The sequence below is a fragment of the Marinobacterium litorale DSM 23545 genome (assembly GCF_000428985.1).
Taxonomy (GTDB): Bacteria; Pseudomonadota; Gammaproteobacteria; order Pseudomonadales; family Balneatricaceae; genus Marinobacterium_D; species Marinobacterium_D litorale.
In genome coordinates this window covers 164,146-190,289 of the sequence record NZ_AUAZ01000001.1, presented here as the reverse complement: position 1 = coordinate 190,289, position 26,144 = coordinate 164,146, and the positions used below count along the sequence as shown (strand labels likewise).

The 26,144-nt window shown below is 55.9% G+C and carries 27 protein-coding genes; 4 read left to right on the top strand and 23 right to left on the bottom strand.

All coding sequences use genetic code 11. From position 1 onward, the window contains the following. The first annotated feature begins 189 nt into the window (after positions 1 to 189). Complete coding sequence (locus G403_RS0100880; protein ID WP_027852321.1) at positions 190 to 735, top strand: flavodoxin; 546 nt, start codon at positions 190 to 192, stop codon at positions 733 to 735. Positions 736 to 933: 198 nt separating this feature from the next. On the opposite strand, the gene clpX is transcribed toward G403_RS0100880, so the two are convergent. The 23 genes from clpX to G403_RS0100765 form a co-directional block, all read right to left on the bottom strand. Continuing rightward, positions 934 to 2,253 (bottom strand): ATP-dependent Clp protease ATP-binding subunit ClpX, encoded by a 1,320-nt coding sequence (clpX, locus tag G403_RS0100875; RefSeq protein ID WP_027852320.1) that lies wholly within the window; start codon positions 2,251 to 2,253, stop codon positions 934 to 936. After that, on the bottom strand, positions 2,250 to 3,128 hold the full coding sequence (gene nifM / locus G403_RS21675; RefSeq protein ID WP_036231973.1) for a nitrogen fixation protein NifM: 879 nt from the start codon (positions 3,126 to 3,128) through the stop codon (positions 2,250 to 2,252). The genes clpX and nifM overlap by 4 nt, the downstream gene beginning before the upstream one ends. Then, on the bottom strand, positions 3,112 to 3,585 hold the full coding sequence (locus G403_RS0100865; protein ID WP_027852319.1) for a nitrogen fixation protein NifZ: 474 nt from the start codon (positions 3,583 to 3,585) through the stop codon (positions 3,112 to 3,114). Before G403_RS0100865 ends, nifM begins: the two co-directional genes overlap by 17 nt. A 5-nt stretch (positions 3,586 to 3,590) precedes the next feature. Then, positions 3,591 to 3,923, bottom strand: a complete 333-nt coding sequence (gene nifW, locus G403_RS0100860) for a nitrogenase-stabilizing/protective protein NifW (protein ID WP_027852318.1) — start codon at positions 3,921 to 3,923, stop codon at positions 3,591 to 3,593. Positions 3,924 to 3,934: 11 nt separating this feature from the next. Continuing rightward, on the bottom strand, positions 3,935 to 4,459 hold the full coding sequence (locus G403_RS0100855) for a hypothetical protein (protein ID WP_027852317.1): 525 nt from the start codon (positions 4,457 to 4,459) through the stop codon (positions 3,935 to 3,937). An 11-nt stretch (positions 4,460 to 4,470) separates the two neighbouring features. Further along, positions 4,471 to 5,259 carry a serine O-acetyltransferase gene (gene cysE / locus G403_RS0100850; protein WP_084403879.1) on the bottom strand — a complete coding sequence of 263 codons (789 nt, stop codon included), beginning with the start codon at positions 5,257 to 5,259 and terminating at the stop codon, positions 4,471 to 4,473. 9 nt (positions 5,260 to 5,268) lie between these two features. Then, entirely contained in the window at positions 5,269 to 5,424 is a 156-nt protein-coding gene (locus tag G403_RS25210) for a hypothetical protein (protein WP_156899615.1), read from the bottom strand. Beyond that, complete coding sequence (nifV, locus tag G403_RS21670) at positions 5,408 to 6,571, bottom strand: homocitrate synthase (RefSeq protein ID WP_051298310.1); 1,164 nt, start codon at positions 6,569 to 6,571, stop codon at positions 5,408 to 5,410. Before nifV ends, G403_RS25210 begins: the two co-directional genes overlap by 17 nt. A 202-nt stretch (positions 6,572 to 6,773) precedes the next feature. Beyond that, positions 6,774 to 8,486, bottom strand: coding sequence for an ATP-binding SpoIIE family protein phosphatase (locus G403_RS0100835; protein WP_027852315.1), 1,713 nt, complete (start codon positions 8,484 to 8,486; stop codon positions 6,774 to 6,776). A gap of 2 nt (positions 8,487 to 8,488) precedes the next feature. Beyond that, positions 8,489 to 8,797, bottom strand: a complete 309-nt coding sequence (locus G403_RS0100830) for an STAS domain-containing protein (protein ID WP_027852314.1) — start codon at positions 8,795 to 8,797, stop codon at positions 8,489 to 8,491. Between the two features lie 20 nt (positions 8,798 to 8,817). Next, the gene (locus G403_RS21665; RefSeq protein ID WP_027852313.1) at positions 8,818 to 9,996 is read right to left on the bottom strand and encodes a methyl-accepting chemotaxis protein; all 1,179 of its coding nucleotides are present in this window, start codon (positions 9,994 to 9,996) and stop codon (positions 8,818 to 8,820) included. 2 nt (positions 9,997 to 9,998) lie between these two features. Continuing rightward, positions 9,999 to 11,078, bottom strand: coding sequence for a protein-glutamate methylesterase/protein-glutamine glutaminase (locus tag G403_RS0100820; RefSeq protein ID WP_027852312.1), 1,080 nt, complete (start codon positions 11,076 to 11,078; stop codon positions 9,999 to 10,001). A 21-nt stretch (positions 11,079 to 11,099) separates the two neighbouring features. Then, the gene (locus G403_RS0100815) at positions 11,100 to 11,732 is read right to left on the bottom strand and encodes a chemotaxis protein CheD (protein WP_245578172.1); all 633 of its coding nucleotides are present in this window, start codon (positions 11,730 to 11,732) and stop codon (positions 11,100 to 11,102) included. Between the two features lies 1 nt (position 11,733). Then, positions 11,734 to 12,600, bottom strand: coding sequence for a CheR family methyltransferase (locus G403_RS21660; protein ID WP_051298307.1), 867 nt, complete (start codon positions 12,598 to 12,600; stop codon positions 11,734 to 11,736). Positions 12,601 to 12,610: 10 nt separating this feature from the next. Continuing rightward, on the bottom strand, positions 12,611 to 14,953 hold the full coding sequence (locus G403_RS0100805; protein WP_027852310.1) for a methyl-accepting chemotaxis protein: 2,343 nt from the start codon (positions 14,951 to 14,953) through the stop codon (positions 12,611 to 12,613). Positions 14,954 to 14,981: 28 nt separating this feature from the next. After that, positions 14,982 to 15,476: a chemotaxis protein CheW gene (locus tag G403_RS0100800; protein ID WP_027852309.1), complete on the bottom strand. Its 495-nt coding sequence runs from the start codon at positions 15,474 to 15,476 to the stop codon at positions 14,982 to 14,984. Next, the gene (locus tag G403_RS0100795) at positions 15,473 to 17,914 is read right to left on the bottom strand and encodes a chemotaxis protein CheA (protein WP_027852308.1); all 2,442 of its coding nucleotides are present in this window, start codon (positions 17,912 to 17,914) and stop codon (positions 15,473 to 15,475) included. The genes G403_RS0100800 and G403_RS0100795 overlap by 4 nt, the downstream gene beginning before the upstream one ends. Positions 17,915 to 17,924: 10 nt before the next feature. Next, positions 17,925 to 18,287 (bottom strand): response regulator, encoded by a 363-nt coding sequence (locus G403_RS0100790; protein WP_027852307.1) that lies wholly within the window; start codon positions 18,285 to 18,287, stop codon positions 17,925 to 17,927. Between the two features lie 18 nt (positions 18,288 to 18,305). Beyond that, positions 18,306 to 18,584, bottom strand: a complete 279-nt coding sequence (locus G403_RS0100785; RefSeq protein ID WP_036231965.1) for an STAS domain-containing protein — start codon at positions 18,582 to 18,584, stop codon at positions 18,306 to 18,308. A gap of 239 nt (positions 18,585 to 18,823) precedes the next feature. After that, positions 18,824 to 19,015 (bottom strand): hypothetical protein, encoded by a 192-nt coding sequence (locus G403_RS0100780; protein ID WP_156899614.1) that lies wholly within the window; start codon positions 19,013 to 19,015, stop codon positions 18,824 to 18,826. 239 nt (positions 19,016 to 19,254) lie between these two features. After that, positions 19,255 to 19,599 carry a hypothetical protein gene (locus G403_RS21655; RefSeq protein WP_036231959.1) on the bottom strand — a complete coding sequence of 115 codons (345 nt, stop codon included), beginning with the start codon at positions 19,597 to 19,599 and terminating at the stop codon, positions 19,255 to 19,257. Positions 19,600 to 19,757: 158 nt separating this feature from the next. Next, a complete protein-coding gene (locus tag G403_RS0100770) occupies positions 19,758 to 20,882 on the bottom strand; it encodes an enoyl-CoA hydratase/isomerase family protein (RefSeq protein ID WP_027852304.1) in 1,125 nt (374 codons plus the stop codon). Positions 20,883 to 20,948: 66 nt separating this feature from the next. Next, the gene (locus G403_RS0100765; RefSeq protein ID WP_036231956.1) at positions 20,949 to 21,824 is read right to left on the bottom strand and encodes a MurR/RpiR family transcriptional regulator; all 876 of its coding nucleotides are present in this window, start codon (positions 21,822 to 21,824) and stop codon (positions 20,949 to 20,951) included. 432 nt (positions 21,825 to 22,256) lie between these two features. Between G403_RS0100765 and G403_RS0100760 the strand changes: the two genes are divergently transcribed. The 3 genes from G403_RS0100760 to G403_RS0100750 are packed head-to-tail and all read left to right on the top strand — an operon-like array spanning position 22,257 to position 26,103. Next, positions 22,257 to 23,099 (top strand): HAD-IIB family hydrolase, encoded by an 843-nt coding sequence (locus G403_RS0100760; protein WP_036231953.1) that lies wholly within the window; start codon positions 22,257 to 22,259, stop codon positions 23,097 to 23,099. A gap of 50 nt (positions 23,100 to 23,149) precedes the next feature. Continuing rightward, positions 23,150 to 24,373: a glycosyltransferase family protein gene (locus tag G403_RS0100755; RefSeq protein WP_027852301.1), complete on the top strand. Its 1,224-nt coding sequence runs from the start codon at positions 23,150 to 23,152 to the stop codon at positions 24,371 to 24,373. Then, positions 24,370 to 26,103: a sugar phosphorylase gene (locus G403_RS0100750; protein WP_027852300.1), complete on the top strand. Its 1,734-nt coding sequence runs from the start codon at positions 24,370 to 24,372 to the stop codon at positions 26,101 to 26,103. Before G403_RS0100755 ends, G403_RS0100750 begins: the two co-directional genes overlap by 4 nt. Positions 26,104 to 26,144: the final 41 nt, after the last annotated feature.

The following is a 26,144-nucleotide window of genomic DNA, read 5'->3' as shown; positions in this document are numbered from 1 at the left end:
TTTGAACGACCTGTGGGGTTTATGACAAGCACCCGACACTTTTACGACAATCCTCCTATTCCAGGCCCCAAATCAGGGGGTTAACGCCTAAAACAGCCATGGTATGGAATTCGCATCTACCTCAATAACTAACCCCCGCCCGCCGGGATCGCTTTTATTGTTGTAGTTGATGACCTGAAGGAGAACATCATGGCACGTATCGGTCTTTTCTTTGGCAGCGATACAGGTAAAACCCGCAAGGTTGCCAAAATGATCGGCAAGAAATTCGACGACGAGACCATGGCCAAGCCACTCAACGTCAATCGGGCTGATCCGGACGAGTTCGCTGCATACGACTTCCTGATCCTCGCCACTCCGACTCTGGGTGAAGGCCTTCTGCCCGGCCTCTCCGCGGATATGGAAGACGAGAGCTGGGAAGAGTTTCTGCCCAAGATTGAAGACAAGGACTTCAGCGGCAAGACTATCGCGCTGATCGGCCTCGGCGACCAGGTAGGCTACCCGGATGAATTTGTAGATGCTCTGGGCGAGCTGAACGAATTCTTCTCCGAGCGTGGCGCTAAAATCGTTGGTCCCTGGCCCACCGATGGCTACGAGTTCAACAGCTCTGAAGCTGTTGGTGAGGATGGCAACTTCGTCGGCCTGGTTCTGGACCTGGACAACCAGTCCAACCTGACCGACGAGCGTCTGAACACCTGGCTGTCTCAGATCGCACCGGAATTCGACCTGAACGTCTGATTCCCGAACCGATCTCTCTCATCACGTTCCCTATTCACGGCGCCCTGGTGCGCCGTTTTTTATTACCTGCGTCCCGGCATGCGCCTATCGGCTTCTGCCGGGCTACCGTCTGGATGGAATAAAATGGAATCCGGGAATCTCCCGTGCATAAAAAATCCCGCCGTGGCGGGATTTTTTATGCGTTTGAAGTTTAAAGAACTACGACTGAGCACCTTTCTGTTCAGCCTGTGTTGCCAGCTCCTCTTCGACCCGGTTCTCATTCTCCTCACCGTCGCCGAAGATCTCGCGAACGATCAACTCGCTGGCATCATCCACCTGCTCGCGATCAACCACCGCTTTCTTGATCTGTGGATTGGAAGGCATTTCATACATGGTGCGGCGTAACACCGACTCCATGATGGAACGCAGACCACGGGCACCGGTGCCACGGGTACAGGCGAGCTCCGCGATCCGGCTCAAAGCCTCCTCGGTGAAATTAAGCTCAACGCCCTGGTAGGCAAACAGCTGAGTGTACTGCTTGACCAGCGAGTTGCGCGGCTCCTTCAAGACCCGCACCAACGCATCTGCATCGAGTTCGTGGAGGAAGGTAATCACCGGGAAGCGACCGATAAACTCGGGGATCAGACCAAACCCCTGCAGATCATCCGGCTGCAGAGCAGCGAGCAGTTGATCATGACTATGTTCCGGATCTTCGACAAACGCCGCCTGGAAACCGATACCGGCTTTTTCAGGCTTCAAACGTTTGCGCACCAGCTCCTCAAGTCCCGGGAAGGCCCCACCAACGATGAACAGGATATTGGTGGTATCGATGACCTCTTCACCGCCCTCGTGACGACGGCCACTTTTGGGAACCTTAACTTCATTGCCTTCAACCATCTTCAGCAGTGCCTGCTGCACACCCTCACCGGAAACATCACGGGTCGCCGTGGCGCCAGCCCCCTTGTTGGCCAGTTTGTCGACTTCATCGACGTAAACGATCCCCCACTGAGCACGCTGCACATCCCCATCGGCAGCATCCACCAAACGGCGCAGGATGGTATCCACATCATCGCCCACGTAGCCAGCCTGAGTCAGGGTAGTCGCATCGGCGACAACAAAGGGTACACCAATGACCCGAGCCAGGCTCTTAACCAGCAGTGTTTTACCGGTGCCGGAGGGCCCGGCCATCAAAACATTGGACTTTTCCAGCTCCACCGCCTGCTCCACATCATGCAGGCTTTCATTCTGGCCCATGTTGATCAGACGCTGGTAGTGGTTATAAACGGCAACCGCCAGAATCTCTTTCGCTCCATCCTGACCAATAACATATTGATCCAGGTGTTCCTTGATCTCTTTAGGGACCCGTAGCGTCTCAGCCAGATCAGCGCGTTTTGCGCTTTGCCCCCAACTGTTGACGACCTGGTGGGCCAACTCGACACAGGCGGAGCAGATATAGCCATCGTTCCCTGAAATCAAAGGGGTTTCAGGCGACTGCTCGACGCCACAAAACGAGCATTGGAGCTTGGAGTTATCAGTCATGCGTTCACCACTTGGGCTGGTGTATTCATGCGGCTGAGCTGTTCTGTAATCCATTGGCGCTGGAACTGCGCGCGCTGACGGTCTTCAAGGCTCTGCCGCAGTTTAGGTAGGATCTCATCAAGCGGAACGGTGCGTGCCGGTTCGATCTCGCCACACAACAGAAGGTGGAAACCCAACTCCGACCGCACCGGCTCACTGAGCTCACCGGAGTTCATTTCAAACAACACGGCGTCAAGCTCCGGGAACAGCTTGCCGCGTTCGACCTTGCCCACTAAACCACCATGCATGGCGGTGGGACACTCCGAATGTTTCATGGCCTGATCTTCGAAGCGGGCGGGCTTTTTCTCCACTCGGGCACGAATCTCACGAATACGTTCCAGTGCTTTGCTCTCACTGTTTTCAGCGTAATCGTCGTTGACGGTGATCAGAATGTGGCGCACTTCTCGCTTTTCGCTAACCGAGAAACGCTCAGGATGCATGTAGTAGAAAAGCTCAGCATCCTCTTTACTGACCGAAACGTTTCCTGCTGTGACGCGATCCAGAACCGCTTCGACCTGAAGCTCGCGAGTGAGACCTTCTTCAAGGAGCGTCAGATCAAGATCAGCCTGTTCCAGCGCCAGAAGAAACTGCTCTTCATTCTGAAAACGGGTTCGAATCTCACTCAGCGCTCGCTTGATCTGCCCATCCGGCACCACGATTCCCTGGTTCTCGTCTGAGTAGAGAATTGCACTCTCGATATTTAGCTGATGCGCTACGCGCGCTGCGGCTTCCTTGGACTGTTCTGCATCCAGGTCTTTCGGCGCACATTCATAGTGGCTCCACGCCAGCTTGAACAGGGCGTAAACCGCATGGGGATTGTCAGTGGGTATGCTCATTATCAGACTCCTCTGGCTCGGCGGGTTCCAAAGCCATTTCCGGGATCATGATCGTGTGTCCATTGATATACAGGTTGTAATGGATGCCACCCTCGATCTCTTCATCGCGCAACACATTTTCGATTTCGCCGCGATCACCTGCCTGAGCGATCAATTCACCTTCAAATTTAAGCGCGCAGCGGGTTTTAACCTTGTCGCGAAACTCAAAGCGGTTCTGGACCCAGGGATCTGCGGCCGGAATCAGCTCCTCCTCACGACAACCTACGGTTTTGTTCTCACCGAGAAAGTGCACCTTGTAGATCAGCTGATCCTGCAGATAGGTGCCCACATCGTAGACACATCCCACAGCCCCACGCTTCATCAACAGCTGCCCCACTTCGGTGCCGGGAAAGGTACCGTCGTTGCGGACATTGCGGATCAAACGCACTTCATCACCATATTCGAAGCGAGGACGCATAGGCGTTAAGACTCCATCAGTTGATCAAGGGGAACGAAGGTGGTCTGGGGCTCATGCATATGAAACACCTTGAACACCTTTTCGGTCAGGGCATCGGACTCTACAAAGTCGGTATAGGCACGCTCCAGCATCGACTTGTAAACCGCTTTTAGCCCGGCTTCGTCGCTTTCGACATCCGGCAGATCAGACGCCTTGCTGATGTAGTCGTGAAAACGCTGCATGATATGCAGGCGGTTGACCATCACCACCTTGGCGTCGAACTCGATTTCAAAAAACTCGAGAAACTCTTCCGCTGAGCTCAGCTCTTCCAGATCGTCGATGAATGTGATGTCGCTCATAACGGTTCCCCTCACGCAGTCATGCGCTGTTTAAGTGTGTAGATGCCCATATGGTTGTAGGCGACTTCAAGCAGCATCGAAACATTGAGTCGATCGGCGGTATCCAGCTCCTGCACCTTCTCCAGACGTTCGACCCCCGCTTCAATCTCTCCCATTCGCAGCTGCAGATAACCTGCGCCTTTCAGAGCCAGCAGGTAGAAACGCACCATGCTGAAAGACTGCACCATGCCGTGAGCCAGCAGTTCCAGCGTCATCTGGCGCCAATGACCACGAAAACCAAACAGACGCCCGGAGATCGCGATCGCGCATTCGGCGATGCTCAGCGCATCGGCGTACCGATGCTGGTAGTAATAGAAACGATAGAGCGCCACATGCACCATCAGGTTATCCGGCGCCAGAGCGTGAGCCTCCTGCAGATAGGGCTCAGCCTTCCCCTCGCCGTAGGCGTGTGAGGCCTGCTCGAGCAGATCAAGGACCCGCGCCTCGGGAGGCGACTCGAAATACAGGTCGTTGACATCAAAATCGTGCAGATCCATCGTGCGACTCCTCAGGAATAATGTTGCTTGCCGCCTGCACAGTCCTTTTCGCAGATATCGCTGGACGGAGTGCAGTTGGAGTAAAAAGTTGCCTGATAGTCAGGCTCAAGACGCCCCTGCGCCTCAAGTCGGGCCTCAAGCGTGTCGATGCGGTCAAGCAGGCAACTGATTGCGCGACCAACCGGATCGGGAATAAGGTGGTGGTTCAGGTTGATACCATGTTCACCGCTGGTGACCGGCTTATCGGACACGATTCGCCCGGGGATGCCGACGACAGTGCCGCCTTCCGGAACATCCTGAACAACCACGGAGTTCGCCCCTACCCGGGCATCGCTGGCGATCGTAATCGGTCCCAACACCTTTGCACCGGCACCAACCAATACCCGGTCACCCAAGGTGGGATGTCGACGGCCTTTGTTCCAGCTGGTGCCGCCAAGCGTAACGCCGTGATAAAGGGTCACATCATCCCCGATCACAGCCGTTTCACCGATCACCACACCGGCTCCATGATCAATGAACAATCGCGCACCGACTTTCGCACCCGGATGAATATCCACATTGGTAACCAACCGCATCAGGTAAGCGATCAGACGGGCTGCGAACCGCCAATTGGCGCGCCACAGCTTGTGTGCCAGGCGATGCATCAGGACGGCGTGGACACCGGGATAAGTCGTCAATACTTCAATCCAGTTACGCGCGGCAGGATCGCGTTGAAATACGCAACGCACATCCTCGCGCCAGGCCGCCAGCAACCCATTGGGCTTGCCTGCCTGTTTTTCGGTGGCGATTGTCGCGGTCATCATCAATCCTCACTTACCCGGACAACGGGTAACCGGACGTGCAACCGGCGCGCCACGCCCCATCATGAATCCAGACAGCACCAGGTGGCGCTTCATCGCTGCAGCATGTTGATCTTCCGCCTGATGACGCTTGTTCTCTTCGGTACGATCAGTTTCCGGCTTCATAGTGAAGACCTCCTTCAGCATTGAGCAGATGGGTATACAGCTGTTGCAACTCCTGCGGTGAGGGGCTGCGTTTGGTGCGGGTCACAAACCCGCGAATCTCATTCAAAACAGAGCCTGCTACGTCGCGACTTAGCTCGATACCGAGCAATCCAAAAGCGTGGATCACGGCGCGGGTACCTGAGTGCTTGCCCAATACCAACTCATGTTGACGACCCAGCAATAGCGGGTCGACACCCTGGTAGTTACGGCAATCTTTCAACAGTCCGTCCGTATGAACGCCCGCTTCATGGGTAAAAACATGGCTGCCTACCAGACTTTTCTGGCAGTGAACCGCGCGCCCAGACGCCACTTCCACCAAAGCCGAGAGGCGCGGCAGGCTGGCGATATCGACGCCGGTATCGATTCCGTACAGATGCTTGAGCCCGACAACAGCCTCCTCAAGCGCAGCGTTACCGGCGCGTTCGCCCAGACCATTGACGGTGGTATTGATATGGGTAGCGCCCCCCAGCACAGCCGCATGGGTATTGGCCGTGGCAAGCCCAAGGTCGTTATGAGCGTGCATTTCGATCTCCAGGTCGGTATGGGCACGCAGGGTCTGCATAATCTGCAGCACACCGAAAGGTTCGAGAATACCCAGCGTATCGGCGTAGCGAATTCGACGGGCACCGGCAGCAACAGCGGTATCGATCATCTGACGCAGGAAATCGATATCGGCACGGGATGCGTCTTCGCAGCCGATACACACCTCAAACCCCAGATCCAACGCTTTGCGCGTCTGGCGCTCAATCTGCGCCAGCACCCAGCCACGATCGCGATTCAGTTTGTGGGAGATCTGCTGATCGGAGGCAGCGATGGAAAGGTCTACCAAGTCTACGCCGGTGTCGATAGCAGAATAGAGGTCGTTGTCGCACATCCGGCACCAGGCCATCAGACGCGCGTTGTTAACCTCGGAGGCGATGGCCCGCATAACATCACGCTCGGCTTCGCCCATGGCTGGAATACCGATCTCCAGCTCACCCACTCCGGCATCCGCCAACGCTCGCGCGATCTGTACCTTCTCTTCAGCGTTAAACGCGACGCCGGCGGTCTGCTCACCATCACGCAAGGTGGTATCGTTGATCACTGCTTGACGCACACTGGTTGTCATCTGGCGGACCTCTGCAACCGAAAGGAGTTTCTCGCTTATCACGCTGCAAACAGCGTTCCACGAAAAAAATCTTTGTTTAACAGTCGATTACAGAAAAGCAGACACGAACAAAGAGACGACAAACAAACAATTGCAGAGTGTTTGTCGCAAAGCAGACAGTGTAGGAAGGCGTGCCGGGCGACATTGGCCCGACACGGATAGATCAGAGGGCGTAACGGTAAGTGGCTTCGGCGCAGCAGCCGCCTTCGCTGTAGGTCAAGCCATCACAGACCTCGCGGATCAGATGGATGCCCCGTCCACTCAGGCCGGCAGCCGATGCGGATTTAACCTGCCAGGCATCATAGTCAAAGCCGCGACCGCTATCGGTCACCTTGATGATCAGGCGGCCGCCATTACTAAAGCGGGTATGTTGCAGTTCAATATTGACGGTCCCGCCGGACAGGTCCGTCAACCTTTGCTCTCGCGTTTCATAATACTGAGCGAAGCCCTCAGCACTGGATTTGAGCGACGAGTCCAACTCCAGTACGCCATGATCCAGAGCATTCACATACAACTCGGTCAACACCGTGAATACGACCTGCCAGTGCTCGTCGTTTCCTTCATACTCGTAAAGCTGGTGCATCGCCTGAGCCACTGGATCCACGCGGGCCAAAGAGCGCCCCTGCAGCTCTACCGACCAGTTCCAGTGATCAATCGCGGACTCTTCGATCTGGGGTGTGGCCAACACGCTTTTGGCTGGCGCAGCCATCGGCCGCTGTAACCGCTCGCCATCAATTTCAACAACGGTCACATCATCCTGAAACGCCGTATCCGCCATGAACTGAGTCAGTTCTGAATCGATTTGGTCAACCAGTCGGCAGCAACGTTGAGCACAGCGCCCCACCAACTCTTTGACACGCTCTTCACCAAACAGCTCCCCGTCCGCATTGGATGCCTCTATTAAACCATCACTGAACAGCAGCAAGCGGGTGTTGCTATCCAGAGGCTCAGTCTTGATATCGAGCTGATCAATACGGCGTAAGATACCCAGCGGCGGGTGGGATGAACCGATTGCAGTCAGACGTTCACCGCGCTGGATCAGAATGTCGGGTAAGCCGCCGTTCCAGATTCTTACGAAACGGGCCTGCGCCGACAGCGATAAAACGGCAGTTGCCACGAACATCCCGGTGGGCAGCAGCTTTAAAAGCTTGCGATTGATCTGGGCGACAATCTCTTCCAGCTCGTATCCTTTCTTGGTCATGGCACGAAATGTTTCGGATACCGGAAGTGCACCGATTGTCGTAGTTAACCCATGACCGGTGATATCCCCCAGAAGGACATTCAGATCACCATTGGGTCGGCGTGCGCTAACCACCAGGTCACCACTGAAGGTCTCGGCACTGCGCTTGAGGAAACAAAGTCCCTCATCCTCCGCATTGCCCACATCGACAGCCCGACTGAAGAGCTGTTCGGCAATCTCATCCTCCCGTTGACGGACCTCATTGTGATGGCGCAGTTGTCGATGAAGGGCGCTAAAACGCTTAAGCGCCTTAACCTGACTGGCCAGTACTACGGCTGGAAAGGGACGCTTAAGATAGGCGTCGCCCCCGACGTCGATACTGTCGGAGATAATGTTGTCTTCATCTGTCGCAGAAACGATGATCACCGGAAGAAAGTACTCGCCGGTCATCTCCTTGAGGCGACGGGTCAGCTCCAGGCCATCCATACCGGGCATACGCACATCGGTAATGACCATTCCCGGACGGTGCTGCTCAAACTGCTCAAGCGCCTGTTCTCCACTTTCCGCTTCAACGGTTTGCAGACCGAGCTTCTCGACCGTAGATACCAACACCATGCGGTTGATCATCGAATCATCAACGATCATCACCAGGTTTTCATCGTACTCTCTGTCCTGCTTGAGGATCCCGTCCAGCATTGTCAGCCCTCGATCGGCACCAGCTTGTCGAAATTGGCGATCTTGAGGATCTTGCGAATCGACTCTCCGGGGCGAGTGATCACCACCTGGCTGCCCTGTTTCTCCGCGTGTTCCTTGAGCAGCAGCACCATACCCAGCGCAGAGCTATCCATATAGTTGGCTTCGCTCAAGTTCAGTTCAAAACGATAACCGCGTTCGGTACGGTCACGGTACGCCTCGCGAAACTGCTGATGCAGCGAGAAATCGAACTTGCCACTGATATTGATAACGACACGCTTTTTCTCGGCATCGACTCGGGTGGTTACAGACATTCCTTTTTTCTCCTGATGGTTCAGAACAGTTCCACTTCGCCTTCCGACATACTCTGCTGGGAAACGGTTGGACGGGCGTAACGGGTTTCAGACTCTTCGCGCAACGCCTGACAGCGTGCCCGAATCTCACTCAGTGTATCGCTACTGATACGCGCATCTTCACGACGCAGCTGTGCTACCATCTGCGCCATCTCTTCCAGTGCATCCAGATTGCCCGCCATCGCATCCAACGTTTGTGAAGAGATATCCTCAAACTGCAGTGAACGCACAGCCCCCTGAACCGCATTGGAAACGGCATCGCCGATGTCGGACATCTCCGAAATCTTGCTGTTGAGGGTTTCATTCATACCGGCCATGGTGGACATGATCTCCGCCACCCGCTCCTTCACCTCGATATTGTCACTCAGGTCCGTGGATGCCATCTCACCAACCGAACTGCGCAGTTCATTGATTGTCTGTTTTGCGCCCTGAATCGTATCGCGAATCTCATGATTGAGAGAGGAAGAGTTCTTCGACAGAGTCCGTACTTCATCCGCAACCACGGCAAAGCCGCGGCCCACTTCGCCTGCGCGAGCGGCCTCGATACTGGCGTTGAGCGCCAGAAGATTGGTCTGGGAGGCGATACCCTCCACGTTTTCGATCAACGCAAAGATCTGTTCGAGCTTATCCATCATGTCATCGATACGGTGGACGATATCAAGACTGCTCCGACTGACGCCCACAATGACCGATACAAAGCCGTCCAGCGAGCTGTTGGACTCATTAACAAAGTCCTCCATGGAGTAACCATCCGCATTCTGCCGATTCGCCTGACTCAACACCTGATGCGTAATCTGTTGCTGCCGGTCGCTCAGTTCATTGAGCTGCAAAAAACTTTCGCGCATCAACTCAACGGCATCGCCAACCAGCCCACGTACCCGATCACTCTCCTGACGCACCAGGCTGACTTCGGAGTTCAGCGTCTGCCCCAGCTCATCCAGGGTCTGGCCATACTCTTCCGGCAACTCGTTGGTTTCAGCGGACTCGCCTTCGTTTACTCGAGCGCTTATGTTCGGCCGCACCACCCAAATCATCGACGCCATCATCAGTACCAAGCTGACCCAGCCCGCCCAGCTCGGTGTCCATCCCAGCTGCAGCCCTGCCAAAATCAATGCCGCGACTCCCAGTAGCAGCGTTGGTAAAAGGCTCTGTTTGGACATAATTATGCTCCTGACTCAAGACGGTCCGCCTTGGCTTTAAAATGTTCCACCAACGCCGGAGCGATGGACTGTAACGGCAACACCTGCTCTGCACCATCGCGATTAACCACGGCACCGGGCATCCCCCAGACAATGCTGCTGGCCTTGTCCTGAGCGATGGTAAAAACACCGCTACGACGCATTTCCGCCATCGTCTCGGCACCATCCTCCCCCATTCCGGTCAGCATCACTAACGCCAGATTCCGGGCCGGAACGGCACGACACGAATCGAACATCACCTCAACCGAAGGGCGGTGACGGTTCACCTTGTCGGAATCGAGTACACGTCCTATCAGCTGACCACCCCGTTTCTCAACCTTCAAATGGCGGTCTCCCGGTGCCAGATAGGCATGACTGGGCAGTAGCTTTTCTCCATCCACCAACTCAGACACCCTAATGCGGGACGCTTCGTCGATACGTTTGGCAAGCCGCTCACTGAAGGCGGCGGGAATATGCTGGGTGATTACGATGGGAGGAAGCTGAGTCGGCAACGCCCGCAGTACCTCCAGTAGCGCCACCGTACCGCCGGTAGAAGCACCGATTCCAATCAGCCCATTCCTGACCAGCTCGGTCGGCAGCACAGCCGCCGGTGCACTCACCGGTGCCACACGGGAGCGATCCAACTGACGTTGCCGGATCGGGGCAGACGCCGCCGCCAGTACCTTGTCACAAAGCAGAGTGCGGAAATCATCAAGCGCATCATCATCCGCATCCCGAGCTGGCTTGGGCATAAAGTCAACAGCCCCGGCCTCCAGTGCATCCAGGGTGACCTCCGCCCCCGCCTGCGTCAGTGACGAGAGCATCAGAACAGGCATCGGTCGCAGCCGCATCAGGTTACGCAGAAACGTAATGCCATCCATGCGTGGCATCTCCACGTCCAGCGTAATCAGATCCGGATTCAACTTTTTAATCAGATCCCGCGCTTCGAAAGGATCTTCAGCGACACCCACAACATCGATACCCGGGTGCGAGTCGAGCAGATCTCGCAACACTTCCCGAACGACTCGGGAGTCATCGACGATCAGTACACGGACAGCGGCCATCCGCCCTCCTCATCAGTAGTATTAAAACAGTTCCACATCGCCGCCATCCGGCTCACTGACGATGGTATCCCGGTAACGGCGCTCCTGCTCGAGCAGTTCGGTGCGCCACTGGGCCTCACTTTTCTTAACCAGCATTCGGCCAACAGCGGGGTCATACACAACACGTCGACTGCATGCACCACCCAGATCTTCCGACAGCACCCTGAAACCTTCTGACAGGAGGTAACGGTGGACAAAGCGCGCATTTTGCTCGCCAATCTGCCAGTGGCCACCGGTCATATCGCCGCCACCGGTGACCTTAACTTCCAGCCGATCCCGGGACGCGCCGAAATGAAGCAACTCGTTGATCAGCTGCTCCATGGCGAAAGCGCCGTAGCGCGCACTTCGGCTCAGCGGGTCATTGCCCGGCTGCTCATCGGGGAGCATAAAATGGTTCATGCCGCCGAGCCCGGCCTTCGGATCACAAATACAAACGGAGACACAGGAACCCAGCACAGTCGTAATCAGTGGCGGACGCTCGCCGGCTCTAACCGCCGCAACGTAGTAATCACCCGGTCCAATTTTGACCGTATAGGCCTGCCAGCGCGGGTCCCAGTGCATCCGGTATTGTCCGAAGCCTGGCAGTGTTCCGGGCTGTTGAGGGATAGCACTCAATTCAAGACACCTTCTGGTAAACGGTGCCGCCGATCAATCGAAGGCGCTTGGTCAGTCGATAAGGCGACTCGGAATGACCAACCATCAGCACACCGCCCGGTGCGAGCACATCCGCAAACCGGTCCAGTAACCGTGCCTGAGTCGGCTGGTCAAAATAGATCATCACGTTTCGACAAAATATAAAATCCAGCGGCCCTTTAATCGGGAAGGGCTGCATCAAATTAATCTGCCGAAAGCTGATCATATCCCTGAGGTGAGACTTTACTCTCACCCGACCCGCGTTAGCCCCGGTCCCCTTCATGAAGGCACGACGCACAACGCCCGTGTCGATCGTGCTCAGACGCTCCATGGAGTAAACACCGGCTTCAGCCGTTCTGAGCACGCCCGAATCGATATCAGAGGCAAGCAAGCGAATATCCCACTGATCAAAGTCACTGAGCGCCTCATGGAGCGCAATCGCTATGCTGTAAGGCTCCTCACCCATAGAGCAACCGGCGGACCAGCCCCGTAAACGGCGCTCACCTTGAACCCTGATCGCCGGCAGCAATCGGGTTGCCAGGTAATCGAAATGGTGCTTTTCCCTGAAAAAAGCGGTGAGATTGGTGGTCATCGCGTTGATGAACTGACCAAACTCCTCAGGCGATCCGTCCAACAGCGCAAAGTACTCACTAAAACTCTTCAGCTTCAGTGCGCGAATGCGGCTCACCAGACGGTTGTACACCATATCCTGCTTATTTTCGGCCAGCACGATGCCTGCATAATCCTGAAGTTCGCGTCTTACCCAATCGAAATCACGGCGGGTAAACGTGAACTCCCGGACTTTCTCAGGCTGTTCCCGGTCGCTGACGGAAACACCACGCTCACTCATCGGCGCTATCTCAGAACTCTTCCCATTCGTCGTCGGTGCTGGCTACCTTACTTGCCTGAGCGCGCGGCGACGTGACCGGCTGAGCATGCTGGTTGGTTTGTGCTGCCATCTGACGAATTTTTGATACCTGCTCACGTTTCACCGGAGCTGCAGCCTGAGCCTCACCCCCATTGACGCGGAACATGTTCACCAGCCGCTGCAGCTGTGCGGCCTGCTCTTCCATGGCCGAAGATGCCGCGGCCACCTCTTCCACCAACGCGGCATTCTGCTGAGTACCTTCGTCCATGCTGTTAACGGCCACATTCACCTGATCGATACCCACCGCCTGCTCGCGGCTGGCCTCGGCGATATCACCGACAATGGAGCTCACGCTCTCGATGGCGCCCATGATCTGCTCAAGTGCCAGCCCCGATTCTTTAACATAGCGCTCACCTTCACCGACTCGGGCTACGCTATCGCTGATCAGCTCCTTGATCTCTTTAGCGGCGGAAGCACTGCGCTGAGCCAGATTACGCACCTCTGAAGCGACGACGGCAAAGCCACGCCCCTGCTCACCGGCACGCGCTGCCTCTACGGCCGCATTAAGTGCCAGCAAATTGGTCTGGAAGGCGATCTCGTCAATTACACCAATGATTTCAGAGATCTTGGAGGAACTCGCGCTGATTTCACTCATGGACTGAGTCACCCGGGTCGAGATCTCTCCCCCCTGGGTCGCCAGCTGCCGGGCATCCTTGGCCAAACGACTGGCCTCCTCAGCACTGTCCGCATTCTGCTTAACGGTACTGGTCATCTGCTCCATGCTGGCAGCGGTTTCCTGCAGGCTGGCTGCCTGAGCTTCGGTTCGTTCACTGAGGGTCGTGTTACCGGTGGCGATTTCCGAAGCACCGACAGCAATGCTGCTACCGGAGTGACGGATATCATTCACCATGCTCTCAAGACGCTCTACCGACTGGTTCAGTGCGCCGTGCAGCTCGGCAAAATCACCCCGATACTGCCCCTCCATCTTCTGGGTCAGATCCCCGTCGGCCAACGCTGAAACGACTCGTTTGATCTCGTGTAGAGGACGCACAATCGCTTCCAGCAGTTCATTGACACCACCGGCAATCGTCCGCATGAAGCCTTCGTAGTGCGCGACCTCCAGGCGTCGATCCAAGCGTCCCTCAGACGCTTCCGAGATCAGATCGGCCACTTCGCGCTCAGCAATCAGCTGTTCGGTCACATCCGACCACTCCACAACGGTGCCCAGACGATTGTCTTCTTCATCTATTACAGGGTTGGCGACCAGGTCGAAGCTACGGCCACCTACCTTGATCCGGGCCCGATGGGTATCTTTCAGTGCTTCAAGCATCCGGCGCTGATGGCTCGGATCTTTGTGGAACAGGTCAAAATTGGAACCCAGTATCGTATCGGCGCTGAACTCCGGCAGGTCCTTGCGAATGTCGCTCTCGGCCTTGCGCATCATCTCCAGAACAGCTTCATTCAGGTAGATAATTTCGCCGTTGTTGGCGGCTACCATGACGTTGGAGTTAACGTTATCCAAAGCGACCTTGATGCGTTGAGCGCGGCGTTCGTTCAACTTGGAATCATTGACCTCAAAACCCAGCTTAACCGCCAGAATTTTGGTCATCCGCTCCAGCTCACCGATTTCACCCGCCGTTTCGATCGCCATCGGCTTAAGGTAGTTCCCTTCGGCGACTTCGCGCATACGAACCTGTACGGCTTTAAGCGGCTCTACCACTCGGTTTCTAAGCAGGGAATAACCACCCCAGGCGAGCGTAAACACACCCGCGATGCCACCCGCCGCCAACGCCCACTCACCGCCGCCGGCCAGGAAGCCACCACCACCGATGACAGTGCCAATCACCGACGCGGTAACCACTGAACGGGTATATTCAGACTGCAACGTTGCCGTAGGTATACGGGAGGGGCTGGGCAGGCTGGCTTTGCCGTCGTTCAGCCGCGCATAGAGCGCCTCGGCATCGCTGATCTCCTCATCAGTTGGGCGCACCCGAACCGACATATACTCAACCACGCGACCGTTCTGGAAAATCGGCGTCACGTTCGCCCGAACCCAGTAGTAATCGCCATTCTTACAGCGGTTTTTGACCAGCTTGGACCAGGGCCGACCGAGCTTGAGGGTCTCCCACAGATCCTTGAACGCCGCTTCCGGCATATCCGGGTGACGAACAATGTTGTGATTGGCACCAACCAGCTCAGCACGGCTGAAACCACTCACTTCAATAAAAGCGGGGTTGGTGTACGTAATGATCCCTTTCAGGTCCGTCTTGGTTACCAGCTCCTGCCCATCCTTGAGCTTGACTTCGTTATCCGTCACCGGCAGGTTCGTTTTCATGGGTCAGCCTCCGAAACAGCTGCTCTTGTTAGTCAACAAGTGCCGGCTCCACCGCCAGCTCACGGGAATTCATCAGGCGGTCGATATCGAGAATCACGACCATGCGCTCCTCAATAGCGGCCAGCCCGCCAATATAGTCACTGCTAATCGCCGTCCCCACCTCCGGGGCCGGCCGTATATCCGACGGCGCTATGTGGTAGGTCTCATAAACAGCATCAACCACGAGCCCCATCACGCGCTCTCGGTCCTGCGTCAGCACCTTCACGACCACCACCACCGTGGTCGGATCGTAGGTACGGACCGGAAAACCAAATCGCTCGCGCATATCAACCACGGGAACAATCGCTCCGCGCAGATTCAGTACGCCCTTGAGATAACCCGGGCTGTTCGGAATGCGTGTCACCGGCGTCCATCCCCGGACTTCCTGAACGCGGAGGATATCAACCGCATACTCTTCGTTATCAACCAGAAAGCTCAGGTACTGCCCGCCTTCAGCATCGGCCCGCAGGTTCTTCGCCGTCATTGATCCAACCCCTCCTGCTTACTGCGGCGTCGCGCCGCGCTGGCCAATTCCGGGTCCAGAGCAACCCCCATCAGGCCGGCGACATCCAGAATCAGCGCAACACCGCCATCGCCCATGATTGTCGCGCCTGCAATTCCTGCAATTCGCTTGAAGTTGACCTCAAGGCTCTTGATCACAGCCTGCTGCTGCCCCATCAGCTCATCGACAATCAATCCCAGCTTTTGACCGGCGTTCTCAACCACCACGATCAGGTGCTCGGCAATATCGGCGGGAGGCCCGTCCAGCTCAAACAGCTCTCGCAGATTCACCAGAGGGAGGTACTCGCCCCGGAACCTGAGCAGGCAGCGGCTACCGCCGAGCGCGGTCAACATTGAATCGCTGGCCTTGATCGTTTCAACGATGGAGACCAGTGGCACGATATAGGTATCCTGCCCCAGCCTGACCAGCTGGCCATCAACGATGGCCAGGGTTAGCGGCAGACGAACGCTAAACCGGCTCCCTTCGCCAGGAACCGAGTGCACCGACACATGGCCGCCCAGCGACTCGATATTGCGCCGCACCACGTCCATACCCACGCCGCGGCCGGAAAGATCACTGACCTGATCAGCGGTCGAAAATCCCGGTAAAAAGATCAACTCATCGATTTCGTGAGGTGCCAGATTCGCATCCGCTGACACCAAGCCCTTCTCGACCGCTTTACCGAGAATCTTGTCCCGGTTGAGCCCGCGACCATCGTCGGAGATGTCGATAACGATATAGCCGCCTTCGTGGTAGGCATTAAGCAGTACCTGGCCAGTTTCCGGCTTACCAACCGAAAACCGTTCGGCCGGTGTCTCGAGACCATGATCAAGCGAGTTCCGTACAAGGTGCACCAACGGGTCGCCAATCTTCTCCATAACGGTTTTATCGAGCTCGGTTTGCTCGCCCTTGAGCAGCAACTCCACCTTTTTACCCAGTTTGCTGCTTACATCGTGCACGACGCGGGGAAAACGGTTGAATACAAAACTGATTGGCAGCATCCGAACCCGCATTACATCTTCCTGCAGATCCCGGGTATTTCGCTCCAGCTGACCGAGCCCCGCCAGGAGCTGCTCGACAGCTGGATGATCGATATCGGACAGCTGTTCACACACCTGGGCCAGCATCGCCTGGGTGATCACCAGCTCGCCCACCCGGTCAATCAGTGCGTCAACTTTTCCTGTCTCTACACGGATTGATGAAGAGTCGGCCCCTGAACGCCCTGCTGGGGCCTTCGCGGCGGGCTTGGTATCCGATTTAACGGCAGACTTCGGGGCTCCGGCTGGGGCTGACGGCGGTAGGATCTGATCGCCGGTGGCTTCAGATGCGGCGGGGGCGGAACTGATTGGTTCACCGGAGATGAGAGGCTGCGCCCCTCCAGCAGTGCCCGCACTCTCGGGGTTTGGGCTTCCCCCCACTGGCGTAATGATTAGCTCACACTGGTCGTCCACCCAATCAAACACCGCACGAATATCGGCCTCGGAGCACGCGGAATGCAAAGTCATGTGCCAGTTTAACCGGAGCTCTACCGGGTCCAGTTGATCCAGCGCCGGCAGGTTTTCCGAATCCAGCAGCACCTGTAGAGCACCCAGCTCAGCCAGTTCTCTGAACAGTAGAAGCGGATCGTTTCCAGTCACCAGAAAGTCGGCGTCGGGCCGAAGCGTAATGTCCCACGTTTGACCGGATTCCGCCCCGGTCGTCCCGGCCGTAAATGGTTCAAGTATCAATTCACAGTCATCTTCGACCCACTCGAAGATCTCGCGAATACTTGTTTCATCCACAGCCGCGGACAACGTTAATTCCCAAGCGAGATATAATTCAGTGGGGTCCAGGTTATCCAGCGCAGGCAGGGCATCGGTCAGCAGATTTATCTCGAGCGGGCCGAGCAGCGCCAACTCTCGAAACAGCAACATCGGGTCGTTGCCGCTCATCAGCAGCCCGGGGTCGGGTGTAAAGCGGATGCGCCAGCCATCGCCCCCGTCAACGACGCCTTCGTCCGGCGCAGAGGCGGAGGAATCAGCCAGGGTGGATACCTCATCGCCGTGAACCACAGCGACCAACTGGCGCTCTACCTCTTCGACCTGGCTGCGGTCGACCTCCCCACCCTCACTGGCGGATACAAGGAGACTGCGTACACAGTCTACCGAGGATAACAGCAACGCTACCCTGTCCGGTGTCACCTCACACTGCCCATTACGCATTTTGTCGAGCAGGGTTTCCAGTTCGTGAGTAAAGCGCCCAACCTCATCGAAGCCAAAGGTGCCCGACCCGCCCTTAATAGAATGAGCCGCTCGGAAAATGGTATTGATAGTTTCCATATCACCGGGCTGCAGCTCCAGCAAACAGGACTCCATCGTGTCCAGCCCCTCGAAACTCTCTTCGAGAAAGACCGGAATGAATTCGGACAGGTCGATCGACATGCGAGAACCCTCAGCGGATTACGCGTTTTACCGTACTCAACAGCGTATCGGGGTTAAACGGCTTAACCAGCCAGCCCGTTGCACCGGCCGCCTTGCCTTTCTGTTTCATATCCGCCGAGCTTTCCGTGGTAAGCACGAGAATCGGCGTAAATTTAAACGCCGGCAACTTACGCAACTCTGAACAGAGTGTGATGCCATCCATGCCGGGCATGTTGACATCCGTGAGCACGAGATCGAATTTGCCTTGCTTGGCTTTATTCAGTCCATCCTGACCGCTCGATGCCTCAGTGACCTGATGACCCTCCTGCTTCAGCGAGAAGGAAACCATACTCCGCAGAGAAGCGGAGTCATCCACTACGAGGATCATTGCCATATTGTAAAAACCTTGGTGTTACCGAGAGGGAAGATTAAGTTGGTCGCCCGCACCCAGTTCGCTGGCCGCTTCAACCAGAGTAGACGAAGCCTGGCGCCACTGCATGCAACCGCCTTGAGTTTCAACGAGCTTGGAAAGTGCGACCAGAAGTTGAATTCCGGCCGTGTCGATACGCTCAACCCCGGCTCCATCTAGATCCACGTCTTCCGCTTGGGAGAGGGCCTCCAGGAGTTGTAGCTTGAGCGACTCCACTTCGGAGATACAGAGTTCTGACGGAAGTTCGATACTGATAGCCATTACTACCCCCATCAGTACAGGTTGGCTTTATCGGGGCGAAGATCGCCTGCTTATTTTTGTCACACTGTTGCGAATCTACCAACTGTCAGTTGTAAGCCTCGCAACGGTGTCCATTAAAACGGCGTGGGATTGAAGATGCAACTGGTATGTCAGCTTTTTTTGACCAATGTCGTAGTTTATCGACAGATGCCTTATTTTTGCCTGAAATCAACCACCCAGGCGGATATTTATGTGGAAAATCAGCGCTTACGGCGATCGATATCCCGCATGAGACTGCTGATATCCAGATCCGCAGCTTCCGCCAGTGCGGCGACGTCTTTAGGGGGTGTGGGAGGCAACCCAACCGTCGAGCGCATCGGTTTTTCACGCTGCGCTTTTTTCTTTTTTGCGGTTGTTTCAACCAATAACTTGATCTGTTCCAGCTGCTCCATGGAGAACTGCTGAAGGTACTCAGTAATCTCGTCTTCTTTCATCATAAATGTGCTAACAGCTGACATCCTGAACGGTGCCAAGCAAAGTATTATAGAAAGGCCACACCGAATATCCCGGCGGATACAAGCAGGCGCGGGCGAAACCTGCGTTTGCGCAAGTCTACCGCCATACCGGTAAACTCTGAAGTTTTTTATTGGCTGAATAATGCAGCACCGCTATTTCCATGCGGCCTCCCAACCTATTTGGGCGATTTACTGCAACAGTGCGGCACATGCCTCGCCGCATCATAAGTATTTCGATCCGTCATGCGGTAAAAGCCAAGTCTGACACGATCAAGCCACCCGTTACGGAGCGTTAACCCGGCAGGCTCGATCAAGTCCAGCAACTGATCCAGCTGGACCAACGCCGCATCATATTTCAAACACAGCCTATCAGCCTCGCACTCTGCCGATACGACAGCAGACATATTCCGTAAATGTTCAAGCGCGCGATGGCACTGCTGCTCATTGTCACACTCAAATTTCAGCTTACGCCGCACTGTAAATTCCGGCTTCGGCTCTGCTTTCTGATAATCGCTACTCATAGTCACCTCCATAAAACCGAATTCAACCCCAAACAACAGGCTCAGATCGGAGAGTGATTGAGAAAACCCGGATCGCGCAACGACTGTGCTGGCATCACCCTCACCCGATGGCTTCGAAATATCCTGCCAACAGACCAAGCAAGAAATGTGCTCAGATTTTAATCGGCCGCCACATCCGGCTTCGGCAGATCCGCCAACGGGCTTTCCGGCCAAACCGGCTCAAAGAATTGATCTACCGCTTGCTTACTCACACCACCGGCCGACGCGAACGTCCACTGCGGCTTGCGATCCTTATCCACCAGCAATGCCCGAACCCCCTCCGGAAACTCCCGATGCAATGCACATTGAACCGCCAGATTCAGCTCTTCGGCAAAGCACTCACGTAAGGAAAGAGAGCGGCATCGCCGCAGCTGGCGATCGATCAACCAAAGCGACAGCGCGCTACCCTTACGTACGGCGTTCTGAGCCCGTTCTATCCATTTATCATTGGTTTCGGTCGCGAGCAATGCTTCAACAACGGCGTCCACACTGTCCTGGTCGGTGATATCCTGAATCAGATCGAAGTGATCACGTACCGGCGAGTGTGGGCTGAACTGCGATTTACTTTCCGCCTCGAGCGTGCGTAAAACGCGGCTGACCAGTCGCTCCGCGTCTTCGCCGGTCCAAACCTGCTCGCACAACTGTTCAAGCATGAACGCGTAACGATCGGAGGTGATGAAGCGGTCTGCCAGACCCAGGTAGATAGCGTCAGCGGCGTTCACAGGGTTTCCGGTCATCGCCAAAAACAGCCCCAAACGCCCCGGTAGCCGATTCAGAAACCAGCTTGCCCCCACATCCGGAAACAGACCGATAGTCACCTCCGGCATCGCCAGCATTGAGTGCTCGGTCACGACACGCTGACTGCAACCGCTGAGCAGCCCCATACCCCCACCCATGACAATCCCATCACCCCAGCAGATCAACGGCTTGGAATAGGTATGGAGTTGATAGTCCAGCCTGTACTCCGCTTCAAAGTAGCGTCGAGCCGTATCCCGGTCACTGCCGCTTTTTAACGCATGGTACAGCGCGACCACGTCACCGCCGGCACAGAACGCCTTGCTGCCCGCTCCTCTAAGCACCACGGCACGAACCTGATCATCACCCTCCCACTGAGTAAGCCTGGCCCCTATCAGGCCAATCATCTCCAGACTGAGCGCGTTCAGGCTGCGCTCTGCGTTGAGCACAACCTCCATAATTATTTGACCGTCGGCCGTGCTGTGACTATTGAACAGGACTGCAGACATAGCTGACTCCTTGGACCGGTTATCTTTCCGAGGATACGACACCCGAGCCGGGCTCATCCGTCTCGTTTACTCAGCATCCTCGCGCCGAGGCGTTGCCGGATAACGTGTATCCTTCAGACTTTGTTTGATGCGCTTTAAATGCGGCAGGAAATCCGGGCCGCGTCGCAATGTAACCCCCGTTGCCAGAATATCGACAACCACCAGTTGCACAATACGCGACATCATCGGCATGTAAATGTCGGTGTCTTCCGGCTCATCAACACCGAGAACGATGGTACAGTGGCGCGTCAGTGGGGAATCCGGATTTGTGATGCCGACGACGGTGGCACCGCTTTCACGCGCCACCGCTGCCACATCGACTAACTCTCGCGTGCGCCCGGTGCTGGAAAAAATCACGATCACGTCACCAGTACCTGACGCCGCTGCCACCATCCGCTGCATCATGACGTCATCATAGGCAACCACCGGAATATTGAAACGAAAGAACTTATGCTGTGCGTCCTGCGCCACAGAGCCGCACGCACCCAACCCATAGAAGGCGATCTGCTTGGCCTGGATGAGCTGGTCCACCGCCAGATTTATATCGCTGGGGTTCAACCGCTCTTTGGCGATCGACAGGCTCGCCATGGTGGCCTCAAAAATCTTGGGCGTGTAGAGCTCGGCCGTATCATCCGGCTCCACATTACGCGTCACATACGGCACGCCACTGGCCAAGGCCTGCGCCAGATGCAACTTGAAATCAGGAAACCCCGCGGTATTAAAACGCTTACAAAATCGGTTTACCGTCGGTTCACTGACCTGGGCCGCCTTCGCTAAAACCGCGATAGAGGCACGTGTGGCAGCCTGTGGATCAGCCAGGATCACCTCGGCGACTTTCTTTTCCGAGCGGTTTAGACTCTCCAAAGCGGCGTCAATTTCATGAACGAGATTAAATGGGGTCATGGAGCTCCTAGGATCCTTACAAGCCTCTTCGCACAGAAACAAATAATAACAAAAACGTAACTCAATTACCTGTATCTACAACAGGCAAAACCCGCAAAAACCACTATTCACATGAAACTACCGAGACTTCAGCAAGTTAGACTTTAGTCAGACGCATCTCGCCAGTTGCGAGAAGCAAGCCTCTAAAACCGAGCTGATGAAAGTTAGTTACATTATAGGCTCTATTTAATCACTCACCGAAAACCACAAAACGCACCATATGAGTGCACAATATAAATTCTAATGCCTGATCCGGGGCAGTCTTGAGGTCACCCATGGGACTTATGGCGATTAATTGCTATAACCCATGTAGCAGAACAATTATTTCACCGAACATTGTCAGGAGAGTGATCCGGCAGCACCCACTCCGAGGTGCACCGGAACAACAACGTTATGACCGAGATCATCTCACAAAAAACTGAACCGCTACTTATTGTCACCGACCTGGACGGCACCATGCTCAACCATGAGGACTACCGCTTTGATGAGGCAGTTCCGGCTCTGGAGCGTGCCCACGCCGCGGGTATACCGGTGATTCTGAATACCAGCAAAACCCGGGCGGAACTCCTGCAGCTGCGTGAAGCGCTTGGCAATACGGATCCTTTTATTATCGAAAACGGCTCTGCGCTGTGCATTCCAGAGCAGCATATGCACCTTGAGGGGACAACCACAGAGATCACCGAAGGATACGTAGAGCTGCCGCTGGGTGTGGGTGTTGCCGAAATACGCGACCTGCTGACCCAGCTCAAACAGAAATACCGGTTTGAAACCTTCAGCGACTGGACTCAGGAGGAACTGCAAAAACAGACGGGCCTGTCCGCCGAAGCAGCTCCGCTGGCCCTCAAACGGCGCTATTCCGAAGCCGTTTTATGGCAAGACAGCGATGAGAAACGCCGAGAGTTCCTGGCGGAGCTGGCTGACCACGATCTGCACGGCCTTCAGGGCGGACGTTTCCTTAGCATACTCGGCGCCGAAGCCAACAAGGGCGCTGCACTGGAACGACTCAAGCTGCTTTACCGTCCGGTATTTGGCGATACGCCGGTTGTTATCGCGCTGGGAGATAGCGATAACGATATCGCCATGCTCGAAGCCGCTGATATCGCCGTCCTGATCGCCAACCGTGCTCGTCCGGCACCGGAGATTTCCGCCCCTGAAGTGATCTACAGCGAGCGCACAGGTGCCCAGGGATGGAACGATGTGGTCCAAAAACTGCTAGATCGTTACGGCGCTCCCTGACTCCATGTGGTGGGGTCAGACTGTCATCCCCCGCCTGACAGGAGAGAACCATGGGCGATTTTTATCAAAACGGTGTAATAACAACGCTCCATAACCTTTGCGACCGTCCGCTGGGCGAGATGGAGTCGGAGCTGACGCGCTATGGCAAGCAGCGCCCCATGTCGCTGGTCCTGCCTTCGCTCTACTCGGAGTTGGAAGGTCCGGCGCTACCGAAAATACTGGATGATCTCTGCAAGGTTCCCTATCTCAACGAGATAGTCATCGGCCTGGACCGCGCCGATGAGGCGCAATACCGCAGCGCGCTCTCATTCTTTAACCGCTTGCCTCAGCACCACCGCGTGCTCTGGAACGACGGCCCCAGGCTCAGGGAGATCGATCGCTGCCTGAGCGAACTGGATCTGGCACCCCGGGAGCCGGGCAAGGGTCGAAACGTCTGGTATTGCCTGGGCTATGTACTGGCCACCGGCCGCGCCGAGTCGGTCGCCCTGCACGACTGCGATATCCTGACCTACGACCGGGGCCTGCTGGCCCGGCTGATCTATCCTGTCGCCAACCCCAGTTTCAACTACGAGTTCTGCAAAGGGTATTACGCCCGTGTTGCCGATGGCCGCATCAACGGTCGTGTCAGCCGCCTGCTGGTGACACCCTTGATACGTGCTTTGAAGAAAGTGTTCGGGCCCACGGAATACCTGGAGTTCATGGACTCATTTCGTTACCCGCTGGCCGGGGAGTTTTCGTTCCGCCGCGACGTCATCAATGACATCCGAATTCCCAGCGACTGGGGGCTGGAAGTGGGTATGCTGTCGGAAATGAACCGTAACTACAGCCACAATCGAATCTGCCAGGTGGATATCGCCCAGACCTACGACCACAAGCATCAACCCATGTCGGCGGAAAACGCGGAAGCCGGTCTCTCCAAGATGTCGATCGACATCAGTAAATCGATGTTCCGCAAGCTCGCAACTCAGGGCGTGGTATTTAACCAGGAGCTGTTCAGGACACTCAAAGCCACCTACTTCCGCATCGCGCTGGATTTTGTGGAGACCTATCGCAACGACGCGTTGATCAATGGCCTGGAGTTCGATATTCACAATGAGGAGCTGGCGGTGGAGATGTTCGCTCGCAACGTGATGCGCGCCGGCGAAGACTTCCTCAGCAAACCCATGGAAACTCCGTTTATCCCCAGCTGGAACCGGGTCAGCAGCGCGGTACCCGATATCTTCGAGCGCCTGATTGAAGCCGTGGAGGCAGATACACAGGAGTTTTCTGCATGAGCGCCACCGAGCTGGTACAGCTGAAACAACGCATCCATGCTCACCTGGACGCCATCTACCCCAGGGGTAGCAACGACCTTCTCACCGACCAGGTGGTTGAGCGTATGGGGCTTGACGCCGGATGCTGTGCGCCTCCCCCTCATGAAAACCTCTGGGACGAAGGCACCACGCTACTGATCAGCTACGGTGACAGCATACTGAATGAGAAGGAGAAACCACTAGCCACACTCAAAGGCTTTCTGCATAAGCACCTCAGAGACACCATAAGCGCTGTTCATATCCTTCCCTTCTTTCCGTGGAGCTCAGATGATGGCTTCTCGGTAATCAACTATGTGGAGGTGAATGACGGCCTCGGTGAGTGGCGTGATATCGAAGCGATCGCCAGCGAATTTGATCTGATGGCGGATCTGGTGATCAACCACTGCTCCAGCCGCAGCCTCTGGTTCGAAAATTTCAAGGCAGACCGGGAGCCGGGCCGTGATTACTTCCGCCTCGCATCGCCTGAAGACGATATCAGCCAGGTCGTGCGCCCTCGCACCTCACCGCTGCTCAAGGAAGTGGAAACCCTCAACGGCACCCGCTACGTCTGGTGCACTTTCAGCCACGATCAGGTTGACCTGGATTTCAGCAACCCAGCGGTGCTTCTGGAGTTTGTCGGCATTCTGCGCAAGTATCTCGATCACGGCGTGCGCATCATTCGCCTGGATGCAGTGGCCTTTCTCTGGAAAGAGCTGGGCACGCCCTGTATCAACCTGCCGGAAACCCACGAAGTCATCCGCCTGCTGCGCTTATTGGTCGAACACGCCAAACCGGGCTCAATCATCATTACCGAAACCAACATTCCCAATCAGGAGAACCTCTCCTACTTCGGTAACGCCAACGAAGCGCACAGTATCTACAATTTTTCGCTCCCCCCGTTACTGGTTAATACCCTGCTGACCGGTAACAGCAGCGCGATCCGAACCTGGCTGATGGGTATGCCTCCCACTCAGCAGGGTACCTGTTATCTTAACTTTATCGCCTCACACGATGGCATCGGCCTGCGTCCGGTGGAAGGACTGCTCAACGAACACGAGGTCAACCAGATGGTCAGGGCTCTGGAACAGTTCGGCGCCAAAATATCCTGGCGTTCCCTCGCTACCGGGCAAGTGCGTCCCTACGAGATCAATGTGGCCCTGTTCGACGCCATGCGAGGCACTCTCCAGGGGGAAGACAGCTGGCAGATCGAGCGCTTTATTTGCGCCCATGCCATCATGCTGGCCATGGAGGGCATTCCTGCGTTTTACATCCACAGTCTTCTGAGTACCGAAAACGATTACCGTCGGGTGGAGCTGTCACAGCATAATCGTGCAATCAACCGGCACCAGTGGGACAGCGACGAGCTGGAATCCGCGTTGGCCGACCCGCTCAATAATCATGCACAGGTGTTGAGCCGCCTCCGAAAACTGATTGCACTGCGCCGGTCGCAACCGGCATTTCACCCCAACGGGCCGCAATTCACGCTGCAGCTCGGCGATGCCATCGTGGCACTCTGGCGTCAGAGCCTGGACGGAAACCAGCATATTTTTGCCATCAGCAATATTACGGACCACTCTCAATCGGTTTCGCTATCGGCAATTAACCTGCCCCATAACGAGGAATGGCGCGACCTTCTCAGCGATCAGGTCTACAATGACCGGATGGGAACGCTGGAGCTTCAGCCCTATCAAACAGCTTGGCTGGCAGGCTAGCCTGAGCTCATCAGACTCCCTTTACGAATTTTGGCGCTTAT